This window comes from Arsenicicoccus cauae (assembly GCF_043162025.1).
Lineage (GTDB): Bacteria > Actinomycetota > Actinomycetes > Actinomycetales > Dermatophilaceae > Arsenicicoccus > Arsenicicoccus cauae.
Genome location: NZ_CP171001.1, coordinates 392,859 through 417,542, shown reverse-complemented (window position 1 = coordinate 417,542; position 24,684 = coordinate 392,859). Strand labels below are relative to the sequence as shown.

At 69.9% G+C, this 24,684-nt stretch carries 1 protein-coding gene; it reads left to right on the top strand.

The genetic code is table 11. From position 1 onward, the window contains the following. Positions 1-141 precede the first annotated feature (141 nt). Positions 142-24,621, top strand: coding sequence for a hypothetical protein (locus ACF3NS_RS01890; RefSeq protein WP_392467477.1), 24,480 nt, complete (start codon positions 142-144; stop codon positions 24,619-24,621). Positions 24,622-24,684: the final 63 nt, after the last annotated feature.

Sequence of the window (24,684 nt, the reverse complement as noted above, 5' to 3'; positions counted from 1 at the left end):
TGAGTGACATCAACCACGGCTATGCGTATATTTCTCGCTGCCGGCATGTGCTCACAGTCACAAGTCGTCACTCCGTGTGCAGGCCAGCGCATCGGGAGGTACGAGGCACGACATCCCCCGGTGTCGCGCGCAGGAGGGGCCATGCCCAGCTGGACCAGCTCGCCAGGGTTCCTGACGGTGCGTCACTATCCGTCACGTTCCTGGCATGCGCGCGCCGCGGTGGCGGTCCTCGCCGTCTTCGCGCTGCTGAGCGCCCTGGTGGTCTCCTTCGCCCCCCGCGCCGACGCCACGATCGTCACGCCCGCCGGCGGCCGCATGGACGAGACCTTCAACCGCGTCGTGAACGGCGACTTCCTCACCGTGGGGAACGGGATCCTGCAATGCTCTGGCACCGCCTCGGCCGACTCGCCGATGTCGGGGAGCAGCTGCGCCGTCCTCTACGGGGGGAGCGCGCCCACCTCTGGCTCCAACAACTACGTCAACGACTTCTGGCAGTTCATCAACTACGACGTCGACGCCACGATGACCGGGGTGAACTCCTCCTCGGGCCAGTTCGTCGTGCCCGAGGGCGCCACCATCGTCAAGGCGATGCTCTACTGGTCCGCCAACACCGGGAAGGCAGCCGGTGCCACGGGCAACTCCTGCGCCTCCTACGGAGGGCAGGCAACCCTGCCAGCAGGGAGCTACACCACGCAGCAACCGGTCTTCCGCGTCAACGGCGGCGCTGTGCAGACCGTCAACGCCGGCTTCGCCAACATCACGGAGGGCTCCGGCTCGCTCAGCACGGGCAACCCTTACTACTACTCCGCCCAGCAGGACATCACCAGCCAGCTCGCCGCGCAGGTGGGGACCGGGACGGGCGCGGCGACGACGTTGACGGTGGGCAACATCTGGGCGCCGACGGGCTACGGCTGCTACGGCGGGTGGACCATGTCGCTCGTCTACGACTATGGGCAGGCCGTGCAGGGGCAGGCGGCGAGCCAGGCCCGCCAGGTCGTGCTCTACGACGGTCACGTCCGCACCTTTTCGTCCGCCGGCGTGCAGGACGGTCTGACGACCACGCTGGGGGGCTTCGTCGCCGTCGCCCCAGGGGCCCGGGCCTCCGTCGGGATCTACGAGGGGGACAAGGGCATCGCGGGCGACACCACGTCCTCCACGGTCGGCACGAATACCATCGCCCTGGCGGATACCTCGCTCGGGGCGAACACGAGCAACACTGGGGTGGGCTCCGCAGACGGGGCGGTGACGTACAACGGCACCCCCACCAACTACAGCGTCGACGTGCACAACTACCAGCTGACCAACGTGGTGGCGGGCTCCTCCAGCGTCGGGCTCTACACCGGGACAACGGGCGACTCGTACATGTGGCAGAGCGCCGCCATCTCGGTGCCGGTGTCCAAGCTGAAGGTGACCAAGACGGCCGCCGACGGATCGGACACCCAGACGATCAACCAGGGGGAGACCCCGCGCTACCGGATCCGCGTCAAGAACGACGGTGCCTCCCTGCTCACGGGCCTGGCGGTCAACGACCCCAACGCGCCCGGCTGCAACGTGAACATCGCGAGCCTGCAGGTGGGTGGCTACCAGGACATCGACTGCTACGGCCCACCGGCCACGCAGTCGCTCACCAACACCGTCAACGTCTCCGCCAAGGACGCCGCCAACCAGAACGTCCCGGGCAGCGACACGACCCAGGTGATCGTCAACATCCCCAACATCGACGTGTCCAAGACCGCGTCCGGGGTGAGCGGTCCGGTCAACGTCTATGGCGACTCCATCTACACCGCGGCCTACACCGTCACGGTGACCAACTCGGGCGCCGGAGCCACGAAGTACGGTCCGCTGACCGAGACCCCGGGGTTCGATCCCAAGCTGACGGTCACCGGCATCGACTGGGCCAGCACCAACGGCGGCAGCTCGGGCTCCACCACGGCGACGTCCGTGGACCTGGAGAAGGGCGGCTTCGTCAACCTCGCTGCGGGTCAGACGGTCACGTACACGGTCAACGTGAAGTTCAAGTTCACCAACCCTCAGGACACCTCCGTCCCCAGCAGCTGCTCCTCGCCCATCGCCGCCGGGTCCGGCCTGTTCAACTCCGTGGCCCTGGGCAACGCCGGCACCCCGGGGTACGCCGTCGAGTCGAACACCACCAACAACTCCGCCTGCATGAACCCGCCCACGCGGTCGGCGGTCATCGACGTGGCCAAGTCGGCCGGCTCCTACGCCGGGCCCAACGCGGACGGGTCCTACACGGTCACCTACGACGTCACCGTCGCCAACTCCGGTGCCGCGGTCGGCACCTACGGCGCGATCACCGACACCCCGAGCTTCTCCAGCAACCTGCAGATCCTCGGCTACAAGATCGACAGCAGCGGCACCGGCGCCCCGGCGGGCAAGCCCTACACCACCCTGAGCGGCACCACGATCCCGGTGACCACGGGCAGCACGCCGATCAACGCCCTGACGACGCACACCTTCCGGCTCACCGTGACCTTCAAGTTCAAGGACGCCAACACCGCGTCGGCCTGCAACGGCTCGCCGGGAGGCGGTCTCTACAACGCGGTCGCCATGGCGACGACGACCGACAACGTCACGACCAACAACACCGCCTGCGTGCCGCCGCCCGCGCCGCCGACGGCCTCCCTGACGCTGGACAAGCAGTCCGGACGGCTCAACGACGTCAACGCCAACAACCAGACCGATGCCGGGGACACCATCCCCTACACCTTCGTCATCAAGAACACCGGGCCGGTCAACCTCGCCGCCCCCACGGTGACGGACACCAAGCTCGGCATCAACGGTGCCTACTGCATCGACGCCAACACCGTGATCGCGCCCGGGGACTCCATCACCTGCTCGTTGACCAGGACGTACACCATCACGTCGAGCGACATGGCGAACCTCAAGGTCGTCAACACCGCCACCGCGACGGCGACGCCGCCGACCGGAAACCCGGCCACCGCGAGCGACACCAACACCTTCAACGTCCAGGCGGGCGCCTACATCTCGCTGAGCAAGTCCGTCGGCACGGTGATCGACAACGACAACAACGGGCCGGACGCCGGGGACACCGTGAGCTACACCTTCCGGGTGCAGAACACCGGCAACGTGCCGCTGTCGCCCGTGACCATCACCGACAGCAAGCTGAACCTGACGAACGCCGCGTGCGTGGGGACCCTCGCCGTGGGGGCGACCGCGGACTGCCCGTCCAGCACCTACACCCTGACCCAGGCCGACGTCGACGCCGGCAAGGTCGTCAACACCGCCACGGCCAAGGGTGCCAACGGCGCCAGCACCGCGACGGGTGACGGCAGCGCGACCCTCACCATCGCGACGGACCCGCAGCTGACGCTCGACAAGTCGGCCGGTTCGGTCGTCGACACCAACGGCAACAAGGTCACCGACGTGGGGGACACGATCCCCTTCACCTTCACCGTGACCAACAGCGGGACCGTGACGCTCGGCACCGTGCTCGTCAATGACTCCAGCCTGGGCGTCGTCAACGCGACCTGTGGATCCACGACCTCGCTCGCTCCGGGCGCCTCGACGACCTGCACGTTCTCGCACCGCATCACCCAGGCCGACCTGGACTCCGGGTCCTACGACAACACCGGTGACGCCTCGGGCAAGACGCCGAGCGGCTCCACCATCCACGGCATCGACAACACGTCGACCGCGGTCTACGGGTCGCCGTCGATCACGCTCGACAAGCAGCTGGCCTCCACGTCCGACAGCAACAGCAGCGGCAAGCTCGACGCGGGCGACACGCTGACCTTCTCGTTCCTCGTGCGCAACACCGGGTCGGTGACCCTGCGCCCCATCGTGATCTCGGACGCGACCCTCGGCCTCGACCGGCGAGCCTGCGACCTGGGCAACCCGGCCGCCGCGCTCGCTCCGGGCGCCACGATGTACTGCTCCACCGCCAGCCACGTCGTCACCCAGGCCGAGGTCGACGCCGGGTCCTACGTCAACACCGCGGTGACCTATGCCAAGCCGCCGGTCGGCAACGAGGTCTCCGCCCAGGACACGGTCGCCTCGACGCTCGTGCCCTCCCCCGCGCTGACGCTCAAGAAGACCGCTAGCGCGATCTCCCAGGCCGACGCCAACAAGGTGCAGCCCGGCGACACGATCCAGTACTCCTTCGTGGTGACCAACACCGGCACGGTCACGCTGCACGGGATCCAGCTGACGGACCCCACGCTGTCCACCCTGCCGATCACCTGCGCCAGCAGCACCCTGGCGCCCAAGGCCAGCACCACGTGCACGACCACCACCTACGCGCTGACGCAGAGCGACATCGACTCCGGATCGGTCAACAACACGGCGGGCGTCGCGGCGTACCCCCCGTCCGGGGCGGCCATCACGGCGAGCTCGAGCACGTCGACCCCCATCCCCGAGAGGCCGGCGCTGGCCTTCGACAAGGGCGCGGGGATCGTCAACGACGACAACGGGGACGGCAGGCAGTCCGCGGGTGACTCCGTGTCGTACACCTTCACCGTCACCAACACCGGCAACGTGACGCTGAACCCCGTCACGGTCACGGACCCGACCCTCGGCCTCAACTACTCGCAGTGCGGCGGCGGCGCGCTGGCCCCGGGCGCGACCACGACGTGCACGCAGGCATACCGCATCACCCAGGCGGACATCGACGCCGGCACGGTCAACAACACGGCGACGGCCCGCGGCACCTCGCCCGCCAAGGCCGAGGTCTCCGGCACCGACCAGACCTCCGTCACGCTGACCCCGCAGACCAAGGTCACGCTGGCCAAGGGCGCCCAGGCGGTCGTGGATGTCAACGGCAACGGCGTGACCGACGCGGGCGACACGATCACCTACACCTTCCGGGTGGTCAACACCGGGACGACCTCGTTGACCACCGTCACGCTCACCGACCCCAAGGTCAGGCTCACCGACGCGGTGTGCGACGCCGCGGCGACGACGCCGCTCGCCCCCGGCGCTTCACGGGACTGCACCCCGCGGACCTACACGCTGACCGTCGACGACCTCAACGCCATGAACGTGTCCAACACGGCGACGGTCACCGGCACCGACGCCAAGGGCGTCAAGGCCACCGCGGAGTCGTCGACCTCGACCGCCATCACGCCCACGCCCCGACTGGTCCTCGACAAGACGTCGTCCACGATCAAGGACACGAAGGCCGACGCCCGTCAGGGCGCCGGCGACACGATCGACTACACCTTCACCATCACCAACACGGGCACCGTCTCCCTGACCAACCTCACCATCACCGACGGCAAGCTCAACGTGGGCACCGCGGTGTGCGACGCGGCGAGCACCGCGCCCCTCGCCCCCGGCCAGAGCCGCACCTGCTCGGTGCGGACCTACACCATCACCGCGACGGACGCGGACGCGGGCGCGGTGAACAACACGGCCACCGCGTCGGGCACCGGCCCGGACGGCAAGGCGACCACGGCCTCGGACTCCGACTCCCGCGCCATCACCTCGACGCCGGGAATCACGCTCGACAAGAAGCAGAGCGCCCTGGCGGACCTTGACGGCAACGGGCCGGACGCCGGCGACGCCATCACCTACACCTTCTCCGTGACCAACACCGGCACCGTCACCCTCTCCCCGGTCACCGTCACCGACGCCAGGCTCGGCCTCAACGCCGTCGACTGCGGCGCCGGTCCGGTCCCTGCGGGGGCGACGGTGGACTGCACGATCTCCAAGACCTACACGGTCGCGCAGGCGGACATCAACGCCGGCGTCCTGACCAACACGGCCACCGCGGTCGGCACCCCGCCGTCCGGCAACCCGGTGTCCGCGCAGGACACCGAGAAGGTCGACTTCGCCACCGTCGGCGGCGGGGTCAGGCCGCCCGCCATCACCCTCGACAAGATCGCTCCGGCGAGGCCGACCGACGCCAACGCCAACGGCAAGATCGACGCCGGTGACACCATCACCTTCACCTACGAGATCACCAACAGCGGGACGGTCACGGTCTCCAACCCGACGGTGACCGACACCAAGCTGGGCTTCGCCGACGTCGCGTGCGTCCCGGCCACCCCGCTCGACCCGGGTGTCACGCGCGAGTGCTACCAGCGGGTCCACACCTTGACCCAGGCCGACGTCGACGCCGGCAGCTATGACAACTCGGCGACCGTGTCGGCCGTCGGCCCGGCGCCCGCCAGCACGGTCGCGACGTCGACGCCCGACACCACCTCGACCCCCATCACACAGCTGCGTGGTCTCGCCCTCGACAAGACGGCCGGCGCGGTCGTGGACACCACCGGCGACGGTCGCAACAGCGCCGGCGACACCGTGACCTACCGCTTCCTCGCCACCAACAGCGGCACCGTGACGTTGAGCAACGTCACCATCACCGACGCCAGGCTCGGCCTCGACGCCGTGCGGTGCGGGACGGGGACGCTGGCCCCGGGCGCGTCGCAGTACTGCTTCGCCTCCACCGCCGGGCACGCCTACACCGTCTCCCAGGCGGACATGAACGCCGGCCAGATCGTCAACACCGCCACCCTGAGCGGCACGGCCCCGACGGGTGCGGCCCTGACCGCCTCCGACGGGGTCACGATCCCGGTGACCACCAAGGCGTCCTTCGCCTTCACCAAGAGCGCCGGCACGGTGACCGACGCCAACGGCAACGTGAAGCAGGACGCCGGGGACCAGGTCAGCTACACCTTCACGATCGTCAACACCGGCACGGTGTCGCTGAGGGGGGCCGCGGTCACCGACAACAAGATCGGCATGGCCGGCGTGCTGTGCGGGACCGGGTCGGTCGAGCCCGGCGGGACGCTGACCTGCGCCTCGCCGGCCTACACCCTGACCCAGGCCGACATCGACGCGCGCGTGGTCAACAACACGGCCTCGGCGACCGCCACGGCACCCGACAAGACGACGGTCCCCGGCACCGCCTCGGCGTCGGTGCCGCTCAGCCCGTCCCAGTCGCTGCAGCTGGTCAAGACGGCCGGCACCGTCGTCGACGCCAACAACAACGCGGTCCAGGACGCCGGGGACACGATCCAGTACACCTTCCGCGTCACCAACACCGGCTCGGTCACGCTGAGCACGATCAAGCTGACCGACACCAAGCTGGGCATCTCCAACGTCGACTGCGGCTCCGGCCCGCTCGCCGGTGGCGATTCCCGCGTCTGTACGCCGATCATCTACACCATCACCGCGGCCGACGCGAACGCCGGCAAGGTGGACAACACCGCGACGATCTCCGGCATGACGCCCACGGGTGCCCAGGTCACCGCGCCCGGCACCGCGACGCGGGCGCTGACCGAGTCGCCCAGGATCGAGCTCGACAAGATCGCCAGCCCGATCGCCGACACCAACGGCTCGACCAAGGACGACGCGGGCGACACGATCACCTACCAGTTCGTGGTCAAGAACACCGGCACCGTCTCGCTCGACCAGCTGACCCTCACGGACAGCAAGCTCGGCCTGAACCTCGCCTGCGGCTCGGGCGCCCTGGCGGCCGGCACCTCGCGGACCTGCAGCCCGGCCACCCACGTGCTCACCCAGGCGGACGTCGACGCCGGGACCTATGCCAACGAGGCCACCATCAGCGGCACCTCACCGGGTCGCACGACGGTCACCGCCAAGGACTCGACCAACACGTCCATCACCCAGGCGACGGGCATCCGGCTCACCAAGACCGCCGGTGCGCTGGCCGACACCAACGGCGACGGACTGGTCGGGGCCGGGGACATCATCAGCTATACCTTCTCGGTCACCAACAACGGCACCGTACGGCTGGACCCGGTCACCGTCACCGACAGCAAGCTGGGGCTGTCCGCGGTCGCCTGCGGCACGGGCCCGCTGGACCCGGGCGCCTCCCGCGCCTGTGGCTTCACCGCCCCTTACACCCTGACCGTGGCGGACGCGGACGCCGGCAGCGTCGTCAACAACGCCGCCGCGAGCGGGACGACGCCCACCGGGACCACCGTGACCGGCTCGGCCAGCACGACGACGACGGTGCAGGCGACCCCCGCCTACACCTTCGACAAGCAGGCCGGCGTGGTCACCGACACCAACGGGACGACCAAGACGGACCCGGGCGACACGATCACCTTCACCTTCGTGGTCAAGAACACCGGGAACGTCACGCTCAGCCCGGTCACCGTCGCAGACTCCGGGCTCGGGCTGAGCAGCGCGTCCTGCGGCGCCACCGCGGTGGCGCCCGGCGCCACCATCACGTGCCTGACCCGGTCCTACACGCTGACCCAGGCGGACATCGACGCCGGCGTCGTGGACAACTCGGCCACGTCCAATGCCAGGACGCCCTCCGGGCAGGTGATCGCACACACCGACACCACGTCGACCACCATCACGCGGGCCTCGGCCCTCAGCATCGTCAAGACCTCCGGCGGCGTCGTCGACACCAGCCGCGACGGTCGCGACAGCGTCGGCGACACCATCGTCTACGCCTTCACGGTCCGCAACGGCGGCACCACGTCCTTCAGCGGCGTCACCATCACGGACCCCAGGCTCGGCCTGGTCAACGAGCCGTGCGTCGGAGCCCTCGCCCCGGGCGCCAGCCAGAGCTGCAGCCTCCCGGTGGCCCGGGCCACCTACACCCTCACCCAGGCCGACCTCGACGCCGGCCAGGTCGCCAACGCAGTCACCGCCAACGGCACCCTGACCGCCGGCGGCACGGTCTCCGCGACCAGCTCCGTGACGGATGCCCTCACGCAGACCCCGGGCCTGAGCATGGACAAGACCGTCGGCGACCTGATGGACCTGGACGGCAACGGCCCCGACGTGGGCGACACGCTCACCTACTACTTCTCCGTGACCAACACGGGCACCGTCTCGATCAGCTCCGTCACCTACGACGACGCCACGGTGCGCATCGTCAACGCGACCTGCGGCACGACCACCCTGGCGGCGGGCGCCACCCGGGTCTGCTCAGCGAGGCCGTACACCCTGACCCAGGCCGACGTCGACTCCGGCTCCGTCACCAACACGGCCACGGCTGCGGGCACCGACCCCAAGGGCCAGAGGGTCACCTCGCCCGCCGACTCGACGACGACGGCCACCGCCGGCACAGCCAAGGTCGCTCTCGACAAGACCGACCTGGGCGTCACCGACCTGGACAACAACGGCGTGGACGCGGGCGACACCGTCACCTACCGGTTCAGCATCACCAACACCGGCACCACCGCGCTGCACCACGTGGACCTTTACGACACGAAGCTGGACCCGGCCACCACGACGAGCGGCTCGACCTGGTGCAGGTACCTCGACGACACCCATCCCGGCGGCCTCCTGCCCGGGCAGACCGAGTGGTGCTACGGCGCGGCCGAGACCTATGTCCTGACGCAGGCGGACATCGACGCCGGCGCGATCAGCAACACGGCCTACGTGACGGCCCTGGACACCAAGAACCAGTCGACCCGCTCGGTGGCCGACTCGACCAGCCGCAACCTCGCCCCCGTCTCGGCGCTGATCGTGGACAAGACCCACAGCGCGATCGTCGAGGCCAAGGACCCCGTCGGACCGAGCGCCGGGGACACCGTGACCTACGCCTTCACCGTCACCAACAGCGGGTCGACGACCCTCAGCAACGTCACCGTCTCGGACGTCAAGCTCGGTATGGCGAACGTCCTGTGCGCCGCCACGATGGCGCCCGGCGCCACGGCGACCTGCCCCTCACGGCGCTACACCCTCACCCAGGCCGATCTCAACGCCAGCAAGGTGGACAACACCGCGACGGCGGCGGGCGCCGACCCCAAGGGCGCCACGGTCACCAGTCAGGACACGGACACCGTCCCCCTCGCCCAGGCGCCGGCCCTGACCCTCGACAAGACCCACTCGGCGGTGAGCGACAACGGCGACGGGGTCACGCCCAACAACGGTGACGTGGTGACCTACACGTTCAAGGTCACCAACACGGGCAACGTCACGCTCAACCTGCTCAACCTGACCGACGCCAAGCTGGGGCTCTCGAGCCGGGTGTGCGACGACCCCGTCGTGGATCCGCTCGAGACGACCACCTGCTACACCGCGAACTACACGATCACCCAGGCCGACATGAACGCCGGGACGATCCACAACGACGCCTCCGTCCAGGGCACCCCGCCGGTCGGCTCGCCCATCACGGCCCAGGACTCCGACGACGTGACCCTCACGCCGCGGGTGAGCCATGTCTTCGACAAGACCGCGTCGTCGGTCACCGACGTCGACGGCAACGGCGTGGACGCCGGCGACACGATCGTCTACTCCTTCTCGGTCCGCAACACCGGCACGGTCACCCTCAGCTCTGTCACCCTGGACGACCCCAAGGCCGGCATCGTCAAGGCCGCCTGCGGGACCGGCACGGTCGAGCCGGGCCAGACCCTGGTCTGCTCGGCCAAGACCTACACGATCACCCAGGCGGACATCGACTCCGGGTCCGTGGTCAACAACGCCACGGCGACCGTCAGCGACCCGACCGGCAAGACGTACACGTCGACGGACGGCACCACGTCGGCCACCTCGGGCACGCCGCTGATCGCGCTGACCAAGTCCCTGGTGACCAAGGTCGACGCCAACGCCAACGGCCGGGCCGACGTCGGCGACGGGCTCGTCTACGCCTTCTCCGTCAAGAACATCGGGGCCGAGACCCTGAGCAGCATCTCGATCGCGGACCCCAAACTCGGGGCGACCGCCCTGTCCGGCTGCACCCCGCTGCCGCTGGCTCCGGGAGCCACGGCGACCTGCGCACAGGCGGCATACACCCTCACCCAGGCCGACATCGACGCCGGCCAGGTGCAGAACACCGCGACCGCGACCGCGGTGTCGCAGACCGGGAAGGCGGCCACCGCCCCGGCTTCCGTCACGACCAGCCTGACCCAGTCGCCCGGCATCGCGCTGGACAAGGAGACCCTGGGCTTCACCGACGTCAACACCAACGGTCGCACCGACGCGGGCGACACCATGACCTTCACCTTCACGGTGACCAACACCGGTAACGTCACCCTCTCGCCCGTGATCTACTCCGACGCCAAGCTCGGGATCAACGCGCCGTCCTGCGTCGCCTCGCTCGCCCCGGGCCAGACCGTGACCTGCCCCCGGGCGACCTACACGGTCAAGCAGTCCGACGTCGACGCGGGCACCCTTGACAACGTCGCCACCGTCCGCGGCACCAGCCCCACGGGCACCATCGCCTCGTCGACGGACGGGACCAGCGACCCGATCACGCCGACTCCGTCGATCCAGATCGTCAAGACCAGTGGCGGGGTGGTCGACGCGAACGCGAACGGACGCCAGGACGCCGGCGACACGATCCGCTACACCTTCACCGTCAAGAACACCGGCAGCGTGACCCTCACCAACCTCGCGCTGACCGACCCGAAGGTGGGGCTGACCAATGTCGCCTGCGGGAGCGGGTCCCTGGCACCGGGGGCCTCCCGTGAGTGCACCGCGGTCAGCTATGTGATCACCGCCGCCGACCTGGACGCCGGCAAGGTGGACAACACCGCCAGCATCTCGGCCCTGTCGCCGACCATCCAGATGGTCTCCGCGACGTCGAACAAGGTCACCGACACCCTCACCCAGGCGCCCGCCATCAGGTTCGACAAGACCAACGCCCCCCTGGTCGACGCCAACGGCGACGGCCGGCCGAGCGCCGGCGACACGGTGACGTACTCCTTCTTGGTGACCAACATCGGCAACGTCACCCTGAGCTCGGTCACGGTGACCGAGCCGGTGCTCCAGATGACCGCGCCCTGCGGCAGTGGCCCCCTGGCTCCGGGGGCCACCCGGTTCTGCATGGACTACATCTACACGACGAAACAGACCGACTTCGACTCCGGTGCGCTGAACAACCAGGCGTATGCCGAGGGCGTGGCACCGGACGGCATCACCAAGGTCACGGACGACGACGCCACCTCCCTCGCGCTCGGGGCGGTCTCGAGCCTGGCGCTGACCAAGACGGCCGGCGCCCTGGTCGACAGCGATGGGAACGGTCCCGACACCGGGGACACCATCACCTACACCTTCTCGGTCAGGAACACCGGGACGACCACGCTGAAGGACGTCCTCGTCTCCGACCTGAAGATCGGCCTTGTCAACGTCGCCTGCGGCACGGGGGACCTCGCACCGCAGGCCACCCGCGACTGCCAGATCTCCCAGCAGTACACCGTCGAGGTGGGCGACGCCGACGCCGGTGCCGTCCGCAACAACGCGTCGGCCGTGGCCACGCCGCCCACGGGAGCCAAGGTCAGCACCACGGCGACCACGACGACCGGCATCGCCCCCAACCCCTCGGTGGGCCTCACCAAGGCGGCGTCCGCGATCGACAAGGGCGCCGACGGCATCGTCAACGCGGGCGACACGATTACCTACACCTTCTCGGTCACCAACACCGGCAACGTGACCCTGAGCCCGGTGACCCTCAGCGACGCCAAGGCCGGGCTCTACAACGCCAGCTGCCAGACCTCGTCGCTCGCCCCCGGCGCAACGGGCCCGTGCGCGCTCGTCGTCTACCGCCTGACCCAGACGGACATCGACTCCGGCAGCGTCAACAACTCGGCGTCCGCGGCGGGCGTGAGCCCCACCGGCGTCGCGGTCAACGGTCCGGCCAGCACCTCGACGCCTGTCGACGCGAGCTCCAGCGTCGCGCTCACCAAGACGGCGTCGGCCATCGCCAACACCAACGGCAACACGATGCAGGATGCCGGCGACACCATCCAGTACTCGTTCAGCGTCAAGAACACGGGCTCGACCACCCTCAACCCCGTGACCATCAGCGACGACAAGCTGGGCCTGGTCAAGGAGGCGTGCGGCACGGGTCCGCTGGCCCCCGGCGACACGCGGACCTGCACGCTCAGCGCCGCGAAGGCGACCTACTCCATCACGCAGGCCGACGTGGACCGCAAGCAGGTGGTCAACCAAGCGGTGGCCTACGGCAAGCCGCCGTCGGGCGCCGAGGTCACCGGCACGGCCGGCACCACCACGACGATCACGCACGCGCCGGCCCTGGTCTTCGACAAGACGGCCAGCTCCGTCACGGACCTCGACGGCAACGGCCCGGACGCGGGCGACACCGTCACGTTCACCTTCAAGGTCACCAACACCGGCAACGTCACGGCCAACAGCGTGACCCTGACGGACAGCCTGCTGGCCCCCACCCCGATCGCCTGCGGTTCCGGCGGGCTCGCCCCGGGCGTCACCCGCAGCTGCTCGGCGATCACCTACACGCTCACGCAAGCCGACGCGGACCGCGGCACGCTCGACAACTCGGCGTCCGTGACCGGCCTGGACCTGGAGAACAAGCCGATCACCTCGCCGGTGGACACGACGTCCACGACGCTGGCCACCGCCTCGACGCTGCGGCTCACCAAGCAGGCCGGCTCGATCGTGGACGCCAACGGCGACGCCCGCGTCGACGCCGGCGACACCATCACCTACCGCTTCCGCGTCGCCAACACGGGCACCACCACCTTGACCGGGGTCTCCGTCACCGACACCCGGCTCGGGCTCGCCGGGGTGGCGTGCACCCTGACCACCACGCTCGCCCCGGGCCAGTCCGGCTACTGCTTCCCCGACGGCGTGACCTACACGCTGAAGCAGGCCGACGTCGACCAGGGCACGATCGTCAACAACGCCTCCGCGGCGGCGAAGGACCCGGCCGGCACCGTCGTCCAGGGCACCAGCGGCACCACCACCACGGCCCCGCAGAGCAGCTCCCTGGCCCTCGACAAGGTGGGCGGCACCTACACCGACGCCAACGCCAACGGCCTCAAGGATGCAGGGGACACGATCGAGTTCACCTTCGCGGTCAGCAACACCGGCACGACCACCCTGTCCACGGTGACCTACTCGGACGCCAAGCTCCAGATCCTCAACCTGGCGTGCGGGACCGCGCCGCTGCTGCCCGGCGCCACCCGGTCCTGCCCGGCCAGGACCTACACGATCACGCAGGCCGACGTGAACTCCGGCTCCCTGCTCAACGAGGCTTCCGCCGCGGCCAGGACGCCGGACGGCACCACCGTGCCCGCCACGGACAGCGTCTCGACGCCCCTCGCGGGCACCACCGGCATCATGCTGACCAAGACCGGGTCCACGCCGGCCGACACGGACGGGTCGGGCACCCAGAACGCCGGCGACCGGATCACCTATTCGTTCGCGGTCCAGAACACCGGCACCGTCACGCTCACCCAGGTCACACTGACGGACGCCAAGCTCGGCCTGTCCAACGTCTCCTGCGGCAGCGGCGGCGGCAGCGGCACCGGCAGCCTGGAGCCTGGCCGGACGATGGCCTGCACCGCGGTGTCCTACACCACGACCCAGGCGGACTTCAACGCCGGCAAGGTGGTCAACACGGCCACCGCGACGGGCACGCCGGCCATCGGCGCGGCGGTGACCTCGGCCTCGACGGCCACGACCCCGCTCGTCCAGTCGGCCGCCGCGACCTTCTCCAAGAGGGCCGGCTCGGTCTCCGACATCGACGGCAACGGCGTCGACGTGGGCGACCTGATCGTCTACTCCTTCTCGGTCCGCAACACCGGCACGGTGGACCTCAACCCGGTCACCTACACGGACAGCAAGCTGGGGCTCAGCAACGCGGCCTGCGGCGGCACCCCGCTCACCCCGGGGGAGACCCGTGACTGCCCGGCCCGTAGCTACACCCTGACCCAGGCCGACGTGGACGCCGGCACGGTGGACAACACGGCGACGGGCACCTTCACCCGGCCCGACGGCACGACCTTCAGCCAGGCGCAGAGCACCTCGACCCCGCTCGGCCGGGCGAGCACCCTGCTGCTCAGCAAGACGGCCGGGCCCGTGGTCGACGCCAACAGCAACGGCCGGGTCGATGCCGGTGACCACATCGAGTACACCTTCTCGATCATCAACAACGGCAACACCACCCTCACCAACGTCACGTATGCCGACCCCAAGGCCGGCGTGGCCGCGGGCTCCGTCTGCGCGGCGACGCTGGCGCCGGCCTCGACGGTGACCTGCCCGTCCGTGACATATGTGCTCATCCAGGCTGACATCGACTCCGGCAAGGTCGTCAACGCCGCGACCGCGGCCGGGACCGCACCGGACGGCAGCCAGGTCACCGGCTCGGCCTCGCAGACGTCCACGCTGACCCGGGTCGAGGCGATCTCGCTGGACAAGGTGGCGAGCGCGCTCAAGGACACCGGGAGCGTCAAGGAGGAGTCCGACCCCGGCGACTCCGTCACCTACACCTTCGCCGTGACCAACACCGGGACCACGACCCTGAGCTCGGTGCGGATCACCGACACCCGGCTGAGCGCCACGCCGGTCGCCTGCGGCACCGACCCGCTCCTGCCGGGGCAGGTCCGGACGTGCCAGGTGACGGCCGACAACACCTACGTCCTCATCCAGGCCGACGTGAACGCCGGCTCGGTCGACAACACCGCCACGGCCACCGCGACGGGCCCCTCGGGCGCCCAACGGTCGTCCAGCGACTCGACGTCGACCCCGGTCCGCCAGACCTTCGGCCTGGTGCTGGACAAGGTCGGCACCTACGTCGACGTCAACGGCAACGGCAGGGTGGACGTCGGGGACCGCATCGACTACACGCTCACGGGCACCAACACCGGCAACGTGACGCTGACCGACGTGCGCAAGAACGACCCGGCCATCGGGATCAACAACGCGGTCTGCGGGGACGGCGTGATGGCCCCGGGCGAGACCGAGGTGTGCAACCCCGCGGACTACGCCACCACCGGGCGGCTGCGCTACCACACGCTCACGCAGGCCGACGTCGACGCCGGCCACTTCGACAACACCGCCACCCTGACCGGCACCCGTCCCGACGGCACCAAGGTGGTCGCCGCGGACACCGTGGTCCAGCCCCTCACCCGCACCGCGTCCTACACCTTCAAGAAGACCGCCGGGTCGATCATCGACACCGACGCCAACGGGCCCGACGCCGGCGACACGATCACCTACTCCTTCTCGGTGACCAACACCGGCAACGTGACCCTCGCGCCGGTGACCTACTCCGACACCATCCTCGGCATCGACGGCGCCGCCTGCCAGCCCACCGTCGGCCCTGGTCAGACCGTCGCCTGCCCGGCCAAGACGTACACCCTCACCCAGGCCGACATCGACCGCGGCTCGGTGGACAACACGGCCTCCGTCGTGGCCACCCCGCCCACGGGGGTCACGGTCACGGACCAGACCAGCCGGACGAGCACCTCGACATACGGCACGTCCACGCTGTCCCTGGTCAAGACCGCCGGCGCCATCACCGACGTGGCGGCACCGGCCGGCCCGAGCGCCGGCGACACGGTGTCCTACACCTTCACCGTCAAGAACATCGGCACGACGACGCTGACCAACGTCCTCTACCAGGACACCCGGATCGGCGTCGCCAACCAGGCCTGCGGCAACGGCCCGCTCGCTCCGCAGGAGCAGCGGACCTGCCCGCCCAAGACCTACACGATGACCCAGGCGGACGTGGATGCCGGCCGCCTCGTCAACGCGGCCAGCGCCACGGCGATGGACCCCAGGGGCACCACCGTCACCGCTCCGGCGTCGGTCACCACCACGATCCCGGCCAACCCGGTGATCCGTCTCGACAAGGTCGACACGGCCATCGCCGACACCGTCCGGGACGACATCGTCGGGCCCGGCGACACGATCACCTACACCTTCCGCGTCACCAACGCCGGCAACGTCGACCTGGCCCCGATCACCATCACGGACCAGAAGCTCGGACTCAACCAGGCCACCTGCGAGCCCACCATCGCCCAGCTCCAGCCGGGGCAGACGGTGGACTGCATCGTCAAGGCCTACCCGCTGACCCAGGCCGACGTCGACAAGGGCTCGGTCGACAACACGGCGACGGCTGCCGGGACCAGCCCCGCGGGCGCCACCGTCACCTCGACCGACACCAACAGCCGCGCGGTCCCGCAGAACCAGATCCTGACGCTGGACAAGCAGGGCGTCTACGTCGACGTGGACGGCAACGGCGCCTGGAGCGTCGGGGACCGGATCGACTACACGATCATCGCCACCAACGGCGGCAACACCACCTTGACCGACGTCCGCAAGAACGACCCCCCGATCGGGATCTACAACACCTTGTGCGGTGACGGCGTGCTGCGACCCGGCGAGACCCGCACCTGCCACCCGGCGGGCTATCCGACGACACCGCTGCGCAACCACGTGCTGACCCAGGCCGACGTCGACGCCGGGACCTACAGCAACACCGCGACGCTGACCGCCACCAAGCCGGACGGCAGCAAGCTGACCGCCACGGACTCGGTGACCCTGTCGGGCACCCGCTCGGCGTCGTACACCTTCGACAAGACGGCGGGGTCGCTGATCGACGCCGACGGCAACGGGCCGGACGCGGGTGACACGATCGCCTACACCTTCTCGGTCACGAACACCGGCAACGTGACCCTGTCCCCGGTGACCTACACCGACGCCCGGCTCGGCATCACTGGCGCGCAGTGCGTGGCCTCCCTGGCCCCCGGCCAGACCGCCGCCTGCCCGGCCAGGACCTACGTGCTCACCCAGGCGGACGTGGACGCCGGCTCGGTCGCCAACACCGCGAGCGCGGTGGCGGCGCCGCCGGCCGGCGTGACCGTCGTCAACCAGCAGGACTCCACGAGCACCCCGGCGTCGGGCGCCTCGCTGCTGGCCCTGGTCAAGACCGCCAGCGCGATCAGCGACCTGGACGCCAACGGGGGGGATGCGGGTGACCAGGTCACCTACGGCTTCAAGGTCACCAACACCGGCACGACCACCGTGACCTCGGTCGTGGTCAACGACGCCAAGCTCGGTATGACGAACGTCGCGTGCGGCACCGGCAGCCTCGCCCCGGGCGCCTCGGTGACCTGTGCGTCGCGGACCTACACGCTCACCCAGGCCGACGTCGACGCGGGGCTGGTGCACAACGCCGCGACCGCCACGGCCAAGGACCCCGGGGGCGGCACGGTGACCGGGTCGGCCGCCGTGGACGTCACCGTGCCCGCCTCCCCGCGCCTGGTGCTGGACAAGACCGACAGCGCCATCGCGGACACCAACAGCAACGGGCGCCAGGACGCCGGTGACACCATCACCTACCGGTTCCGGGTGACCAACTCCGGCAACGTCACCCTCGACCCGGTCACCGTCACCGACGGCAAGGTCGGGCTGGCCAACGCGCGTTGCGGGACGGCGGCCCTCGCGCCGGGCGAGTTCGTCGACTGCCTCACGACGCCATACGTGCTCACGCAGGCGGACGTCAACGCGGGCACCGTGGACAACACCGCGACCGCCCACGGCACGACCCCGGCCAACGGGGACGTGTCGGCTACGGACCGCAGCTCGCGCGCGGTCAACGCGCTGCCGTCGATCTCTCTCGCCAAGGTGGCCGGCACCCCCGTGGACCTCAACGGCAACGGCCGCATCGACGCCGGCGACACGGTCAGCTACACCTTCTCGGTCACCAACACCGGCAACGTCTCCCTGACCTCCGTCGTGATCAACGACGCCAAGCTGGGCCTCGTCACCGCGGCCTGCGGCAACGGCGCCACCGCGCTGCAGCCAGGGGAGACCCGCAGCGGGTGCGTGAACAAGAGCTACACCTTCACCCAGGCCGACGTCGATGCAGGCAAGGTCGTCAACAACGCGACCGCGGCGGCCACCCCGCCCAGCGGCTTGGACGTGACCGCGCCCGCCACGGCGACCACCCCGGTCGCGCCGTCGGCCTCCATCGTCATGGACAAGACGGCGGGCGGCATCGTTGACGCCAACAAGGACGGCCGGGTCAACGCCGGGGACACCATCGTGTTCACCTTCGTCGCCACCAACACCGGCAACGTCACCCTGAGCGCGATCACCTACAGCGACCCCAAGCTGGGTGTGGGTCCTGCCTGCGGCTCCGGGAGCCTGGCGCCCGGCGCCCAGGTGACCTGCCCGCCCAGGACGTACACCCTGACCCAGGCCGACGTCGACGCCGGTAGCGTCGCCAACACCGCCACGGCCGGGGGCACCCCGCCCACGGGCGTCAAGGTGAGCGGCACCGACACCACCGACACCCCGGTCGTGCCCGACGCGGGACTGACGCTGGACAAGACGGCCGGGCCGATCGTCGACGTCAACCGGACCGGGCGCGTGGACGCCGGCGACAGCATCACCTACGGCTTCACCGTCACCAACACCGGCACGGTCACGCTCAGTCCGGTGACCTACACCGACTCGCTGCTGGGCATCACGGATGCCGTGTGCGGCACCGGCGGCCTGGCCCCCGGCGCGACGCGCAGCTGCGACTCCCGGACCTACACGCTCACCCAGGACGACGTGAACGCCAACACGGTCCGCAACACCGCGACCGCGGTCGGCACCGCCCCCGGTGGGGCCAAGGTGCCCGCGTCCGACAGCGTGGACGTGGCCGTCCCCGAGGTGGTCCAGCTGACGCTGGACAAGGCCGTGGCCCGGGTCAACGACCCCGACGGCAACGGGATCCGCGACCTCGGCGAGACGATCGACTACACCTTCACGGTCAAGAACACCGGGACGGTCACCCTCACGGGCGTCAACGTCGACGACGCGAAGGTCGGGCTGACCGACGTGACCTGCGGGACCGGCACGCTGGCGCCGGGCCAGTCGGTGCAGTGCGCCGCGTCGACACACACGATCACCCAGGCCGACCTCAACCTCGGCTCCGTGGACAACATCGCGTATGCCACCGGCACCGACCTCCACGGTGACGCCACCCCGGCGTCCTCCGACACGACCTCGACGGGCATCCCGTCCACCCCGGACGCGAAGGTCGCCAAGCTCGCCTCGGCCGTCGCGGACACCAACGGCAGCGGCCGCCAGGACGCGGGCGACACCGTCACCTTCACCGTCTCGGTGACCAACGTCGGCAACGTCGACCTGACCGGGGTCACCGTGTCCGACAGGATGCTCGGGGTCACCGGCGCGGCGTGCGGCACCGGCACCCTGCCCCCGGGCGGCACGCGCGAGTGCTTCACCACGCCGTACGTCCTCACCCAGGCGGACGTCGACGCGGCCACGGTCACCAACACCGCGTCCGTGGCCTTCACCCCGCCGAGCGGCATCGCGTTCACCCGGACCGCGAGCGCGACCGTCGTGCCGACCGTCGTCGAGTCCATGTCCTTCGACAAGGTCGGGACCCAGGTCAACGACACCGACGGCAACGGCCCGGACGTCGGCGACACGATCATCTACACCTTCACGGTGGTCAACGACGGCAACGTCACCCTCAGCCCGATCACGCTGACCGATGCCAAGCTGGGCTACAACGCCCAGGTGTGCGGCGCCGACCCGCTGCTCCCCGGGCAGACGCGGCTCTGCGCGACCCGGACCTACCTGCTGACGCAGGCCGACGTCGACGCGAGCAAGGTCGTCAACACCGCGACGACGAAGGCCACGACGCCGGACGGCACGGTGCTCACCAACGTCGACACCGTCACCACCCCCGCGGTGGGCCGGGCGACGATCGTGCTCGACAAGACGTCGAGCACCATCAGCGACACCAACGCCAACACCCGGGTGGACGCGGGCGACACCATCACCTACAGATTCCAGGTGACCAACACCGGGACCGAGACGCTGAGCCTGCTGAGGCTGAACGACCCGACGCTCGGGCTCAACGACGTCCAGTGCGGCACGGCGACCCTGCTGCCGGGGCAGACGCGGGCCTGCACCGCCAACGCCCACAAGCTGACCCAGGCGGAGATCGACTCCGGCGTGCTGGAGAACGGCGCCACGATCAGCGCCCAGGACCCGCGCGGCGGCACCGTGACGTCGCCCGTCGACCAGGTGAGCAACCCGATCGCGGAGAACCCCTCGATCTCGCTGAAGAAGACCGCGGGCTCCGTCACGGACGCCAACAAGAACGCCAAGCAGGACGCCGGTGACACGATCACCTACACCTTCGTCCTGACCAACACCGGCACGGTGACGCTGGCGACGGTGACGCTGACCGATCCCAATATCGGCTACGACCGCCGCGTCTGCGGCGCCGCGACGCTGGCGCCCGGCGCCGCGACCACCTGCACGGCCGTCTACACCCTGACCCTGGCCGACGCCAACGCCGGCGGCGTCACCAACACCGCCGTGGCGGCGGCGCTCTCGCCGGCGGGCACGACGGTCAGCGGGAGCTCCACGGCGACGGTGTCGGTCGCGGCGACGCGGACCATCGCGCTCGACAAGCAGGCCTCGACGGTCGACGACACCACCAAGGACGGCCTGGTGGGCGCGGGAGACACGGTCACCTACCGGTTCCTCGTGACCAACACGGGCAGCCTGACCCTGCACGACGTGCGCTACACGGACGCGCGGGTCGGCATCGCCGACCAGGTGTGCTCCTCGGTGCCGCTGGACCCGGGCCAGACGGTGGAGTGCCCGCCGTTCGCCTACGTCCTGACCCAGGCCGACCTCGACACCCTCGTGACGCGGGCCGACGGCACCAAGGGCGCGGCGATCAAGAACTCCGCGACGGTCCGGGCGCTCACGCCCCGGGACATCGTCGTGACGGCCGGCGACGCCACCGAGACCAAGCTGGTCGAGACGCCCAAGCTGTCCCTGGACAAGACCCAGGACGGCGTCGTGGACGCCAACAACAGCTCCCGGGTGGACGCCGGTGACACGGTGACCTACACCTTCACCATCGCCAACCTCGGCAACGTGACCATGAGCGGCATCGTGGTCAACGACGCCAAGGTCGGTATGACGAACGTCGCCTGCGACCCGGCCAAGCTGGCGCCCGGCGAGGTGTCGACCTGCCGCAGGACCTACACGCTGACCCAGGCCGACCTCGACGCGGGCGCGGTGGACAACACGGCCTCGGCTGCCGGGACGTCACCGCTCGGCACCCGCGTCACCTCGTCCGACTCCACGTCGGTCGCCCTCAACCAGGCGCCGGCCATCGTCCTGGACAAGGTGGTGGGTTCCTACCGGGACGTCAACGGCAGCCAGACGGTGGACGCCGGTGACTCCATCACCTACGCCTTCACCGTGAGCAACCCGGGCACGGTGTCGCTGTCGCCCGTCACCGTCACCGACCCGATGATCGGCAAGACCGTGACCTGCGGCTCCACCCCGCTGCGCCCCGGCGAGTCGAGGGCCTGCCCGTCGATGACCTACGTCGGCACGGCCACGGACTACGAGCGAGGCGTGATCAGCAACCTCGCCACCGCCACCGGCGTCACCGCCACGGGCATCACCGTGTCGGACGACGACACCGAGGAGGTGCAGATCAACCCGGCCGTGACCCTGGACAAGACGGGGTCGTCCCTCAACGACCTCGACGGCAACGGCGCGGACGTGGGCGACACGATCACCTACGCGTTCACCATCCGCAACACCGGCAACATGCCGCTCACCAGGCTCGACCTGTCCGACCCCAAGCTCGGCGTGACCGGCGGCACCTGCACCTTCCCGCCGTCCGGCCTGCCGCCCGAGGCCGGGGCCCCGGACACGTGGTTCATGCCCGAGGCGCTGCTCCAGTCGATGGCTCTGCAGCCGCAGGTGGCGACCTGCCTGAGCCGGACCTACACGCTGACGCAGGCCGACGTGGACGCCGGCATGGTGACCAACACGGCCAGCGCCTACGGGAGCTTCGCCGACCTGCCGGGCAACCCGCGCTCGGCGCCGTCGACCGACACGGTGGAGACGCCGCTGGCCAGCGTCAGCAAGATCACCCTGGCCAAGACGGCGGAGAAGGCCGTGGACGACGACGCCAACGGTGGGATCGACCTCGGTGACTACATCCCGTACCACTTCAGGATCACCAACGAGGGCACCACCACGGTCAGCGCGCCGACCATCACCGACCCCCGGCTCGGGCTGACCGCCGTGCCCTGCACCAGCCCGACGAACCCGGCCCTGCTGCCGGGCGAGGCTCGCGAGTGCACCGTCTACCGATATCTGCTGACCAAGGACGACCTGCAGACGGGCATCATCTACAACACCGCCCTCGCCCAGGCCAGGGACCCCCAGGGCAACCTCCTGGAGAGCCGGTCCTCGGTCACGTCGGAGTTCCGGATCTCGGGCTCGCTGGACTACACCTTCGACAAGGCCGCGGCCTGGAACGACGTCAACAAGGACGGCGCCACCAACGTGGGGGACACGGTGACCTACACCTTCACCGTGACCAACACCGGCACCACCGACGCGGCGAACGTCGTGCTCAACGACTCGAACCTAGGGCTCACGAACCAGGACTGCCTGACCAACGGCAAGGTCTACGCGAACGCCGATGCCCTCGCCGCGGGCACCCCGACCCACGGCGCGACGGTCGTGCCCAAGGGCGGTGGAATCCTGGTCTGCACCGCGGTCCACGACATCAGCGAGTGGGAGCAGCAGTCCGGCTCGATCGAGAATGCCGCCACGGTCAACGTCAGGGGCCTCAACGGCGACACCCAGACCAAGGGCGACAAGGCGTCCACCCCGACCACCCCCACCACGCCGGCCAGCGCCGAGGTCAAGCTCGACAAGACCGTGCTGACCGACCCGGCGACCGGGCTGGACTTCGTCGACCTCAACGGTGACGGGATCAAGAACGCCGGGGACGTCGTCCGCTACGCCTACGTAGGCACCAACACCGGCACGGTGGGGCTCCGGGACGTCAAGATCACCGACCCGATGCTGAGCCTGGCCAACGTCACGGTCCTGTCCAAGGACACCTTCGTCGACGGCGCGTTCGTCTGCCCGCTCACGACGGCCCGGACCGGCGCGGTGACCTACGACTGGACAGCGCCGTACACCGCCTCCTCGACCGCCGTCGCGGGCGCCGGGGCCCGGGCGGGCTCGCGAGGTCCGCAGGCGCTGGGTGACGCGGTGCTCGACCCGGCCGAGTGGTCCGGCTGCGGCGTGATCGAGTACACGATCACCAGCGCCGACATGGCCGAGGGCGTCGTCCGGACGCGAGCCAACCTGGCCGGCATTCGGGTGGACACCGGCGATGTGGTGACCGCAGCCGACGACCCGCCGGTGCCGCTGGACGAGAAGCTCGCCTACGAGCTCAAGAAGAACGCGAAGCTGAACGACGCGAACGGCAACGGCAAGGCGGACGCCGGCGAGACGGTGACCTACAGCTTCACCGTCACCAACACCGGCGAGACGCCGCTGAAGTCCGTCAAGATCAGCGATGCGATGCTCGGGTACGACGGGGTCGAGTGCCTCGGCGGGCCGCTGGCGCCGACCGCGCCCGGCAACGTCGTGACCTGCCTCGACAAGGGCTACCTGGTGGCCCAGGCAGACCTCGGCTACGGGACGCTCGACAACAACGCGAGCGCCTCGGCGACCTCGCCGAGCGGCTCGCCCGCCGGCAGCCGCAAGGCAGCCACGTCCACCCCCGTCTCCGACTCCGTGAGGGGCACCCAGCCCGTCGTCCCCGGCAACGGCACGGGCACCGGCACCGGCACGGGCACCGGCAACGGCGTCAACCACGGGGGCGGGAGCTACCCGGGCGGGGTGTACTACGGCCTGCCTGGCGGTGGCTGGGTGAACCAGAGCGGCAACGGGTCCGTGCCCCCGGGCTACTACATCGACCCGCGGACCGGCCGCCTGGCCAAGACCGGTGCCGACGTCGGGCTGCTGGCCGGCGTGGGGCTCGCCATGCTTCTCGCCGGTGCCTGGCTGCTCTTGCTGGCCAAGCGGCGACGCGACGAGGAGGACGGCCAGGGATCAACCGGCACAATCAGTGGCCAATGAGACATTCGATGGCCTAGCATGATTACACAAAGTGTCCGTCTGATCGCATATAGGCACGGTCTG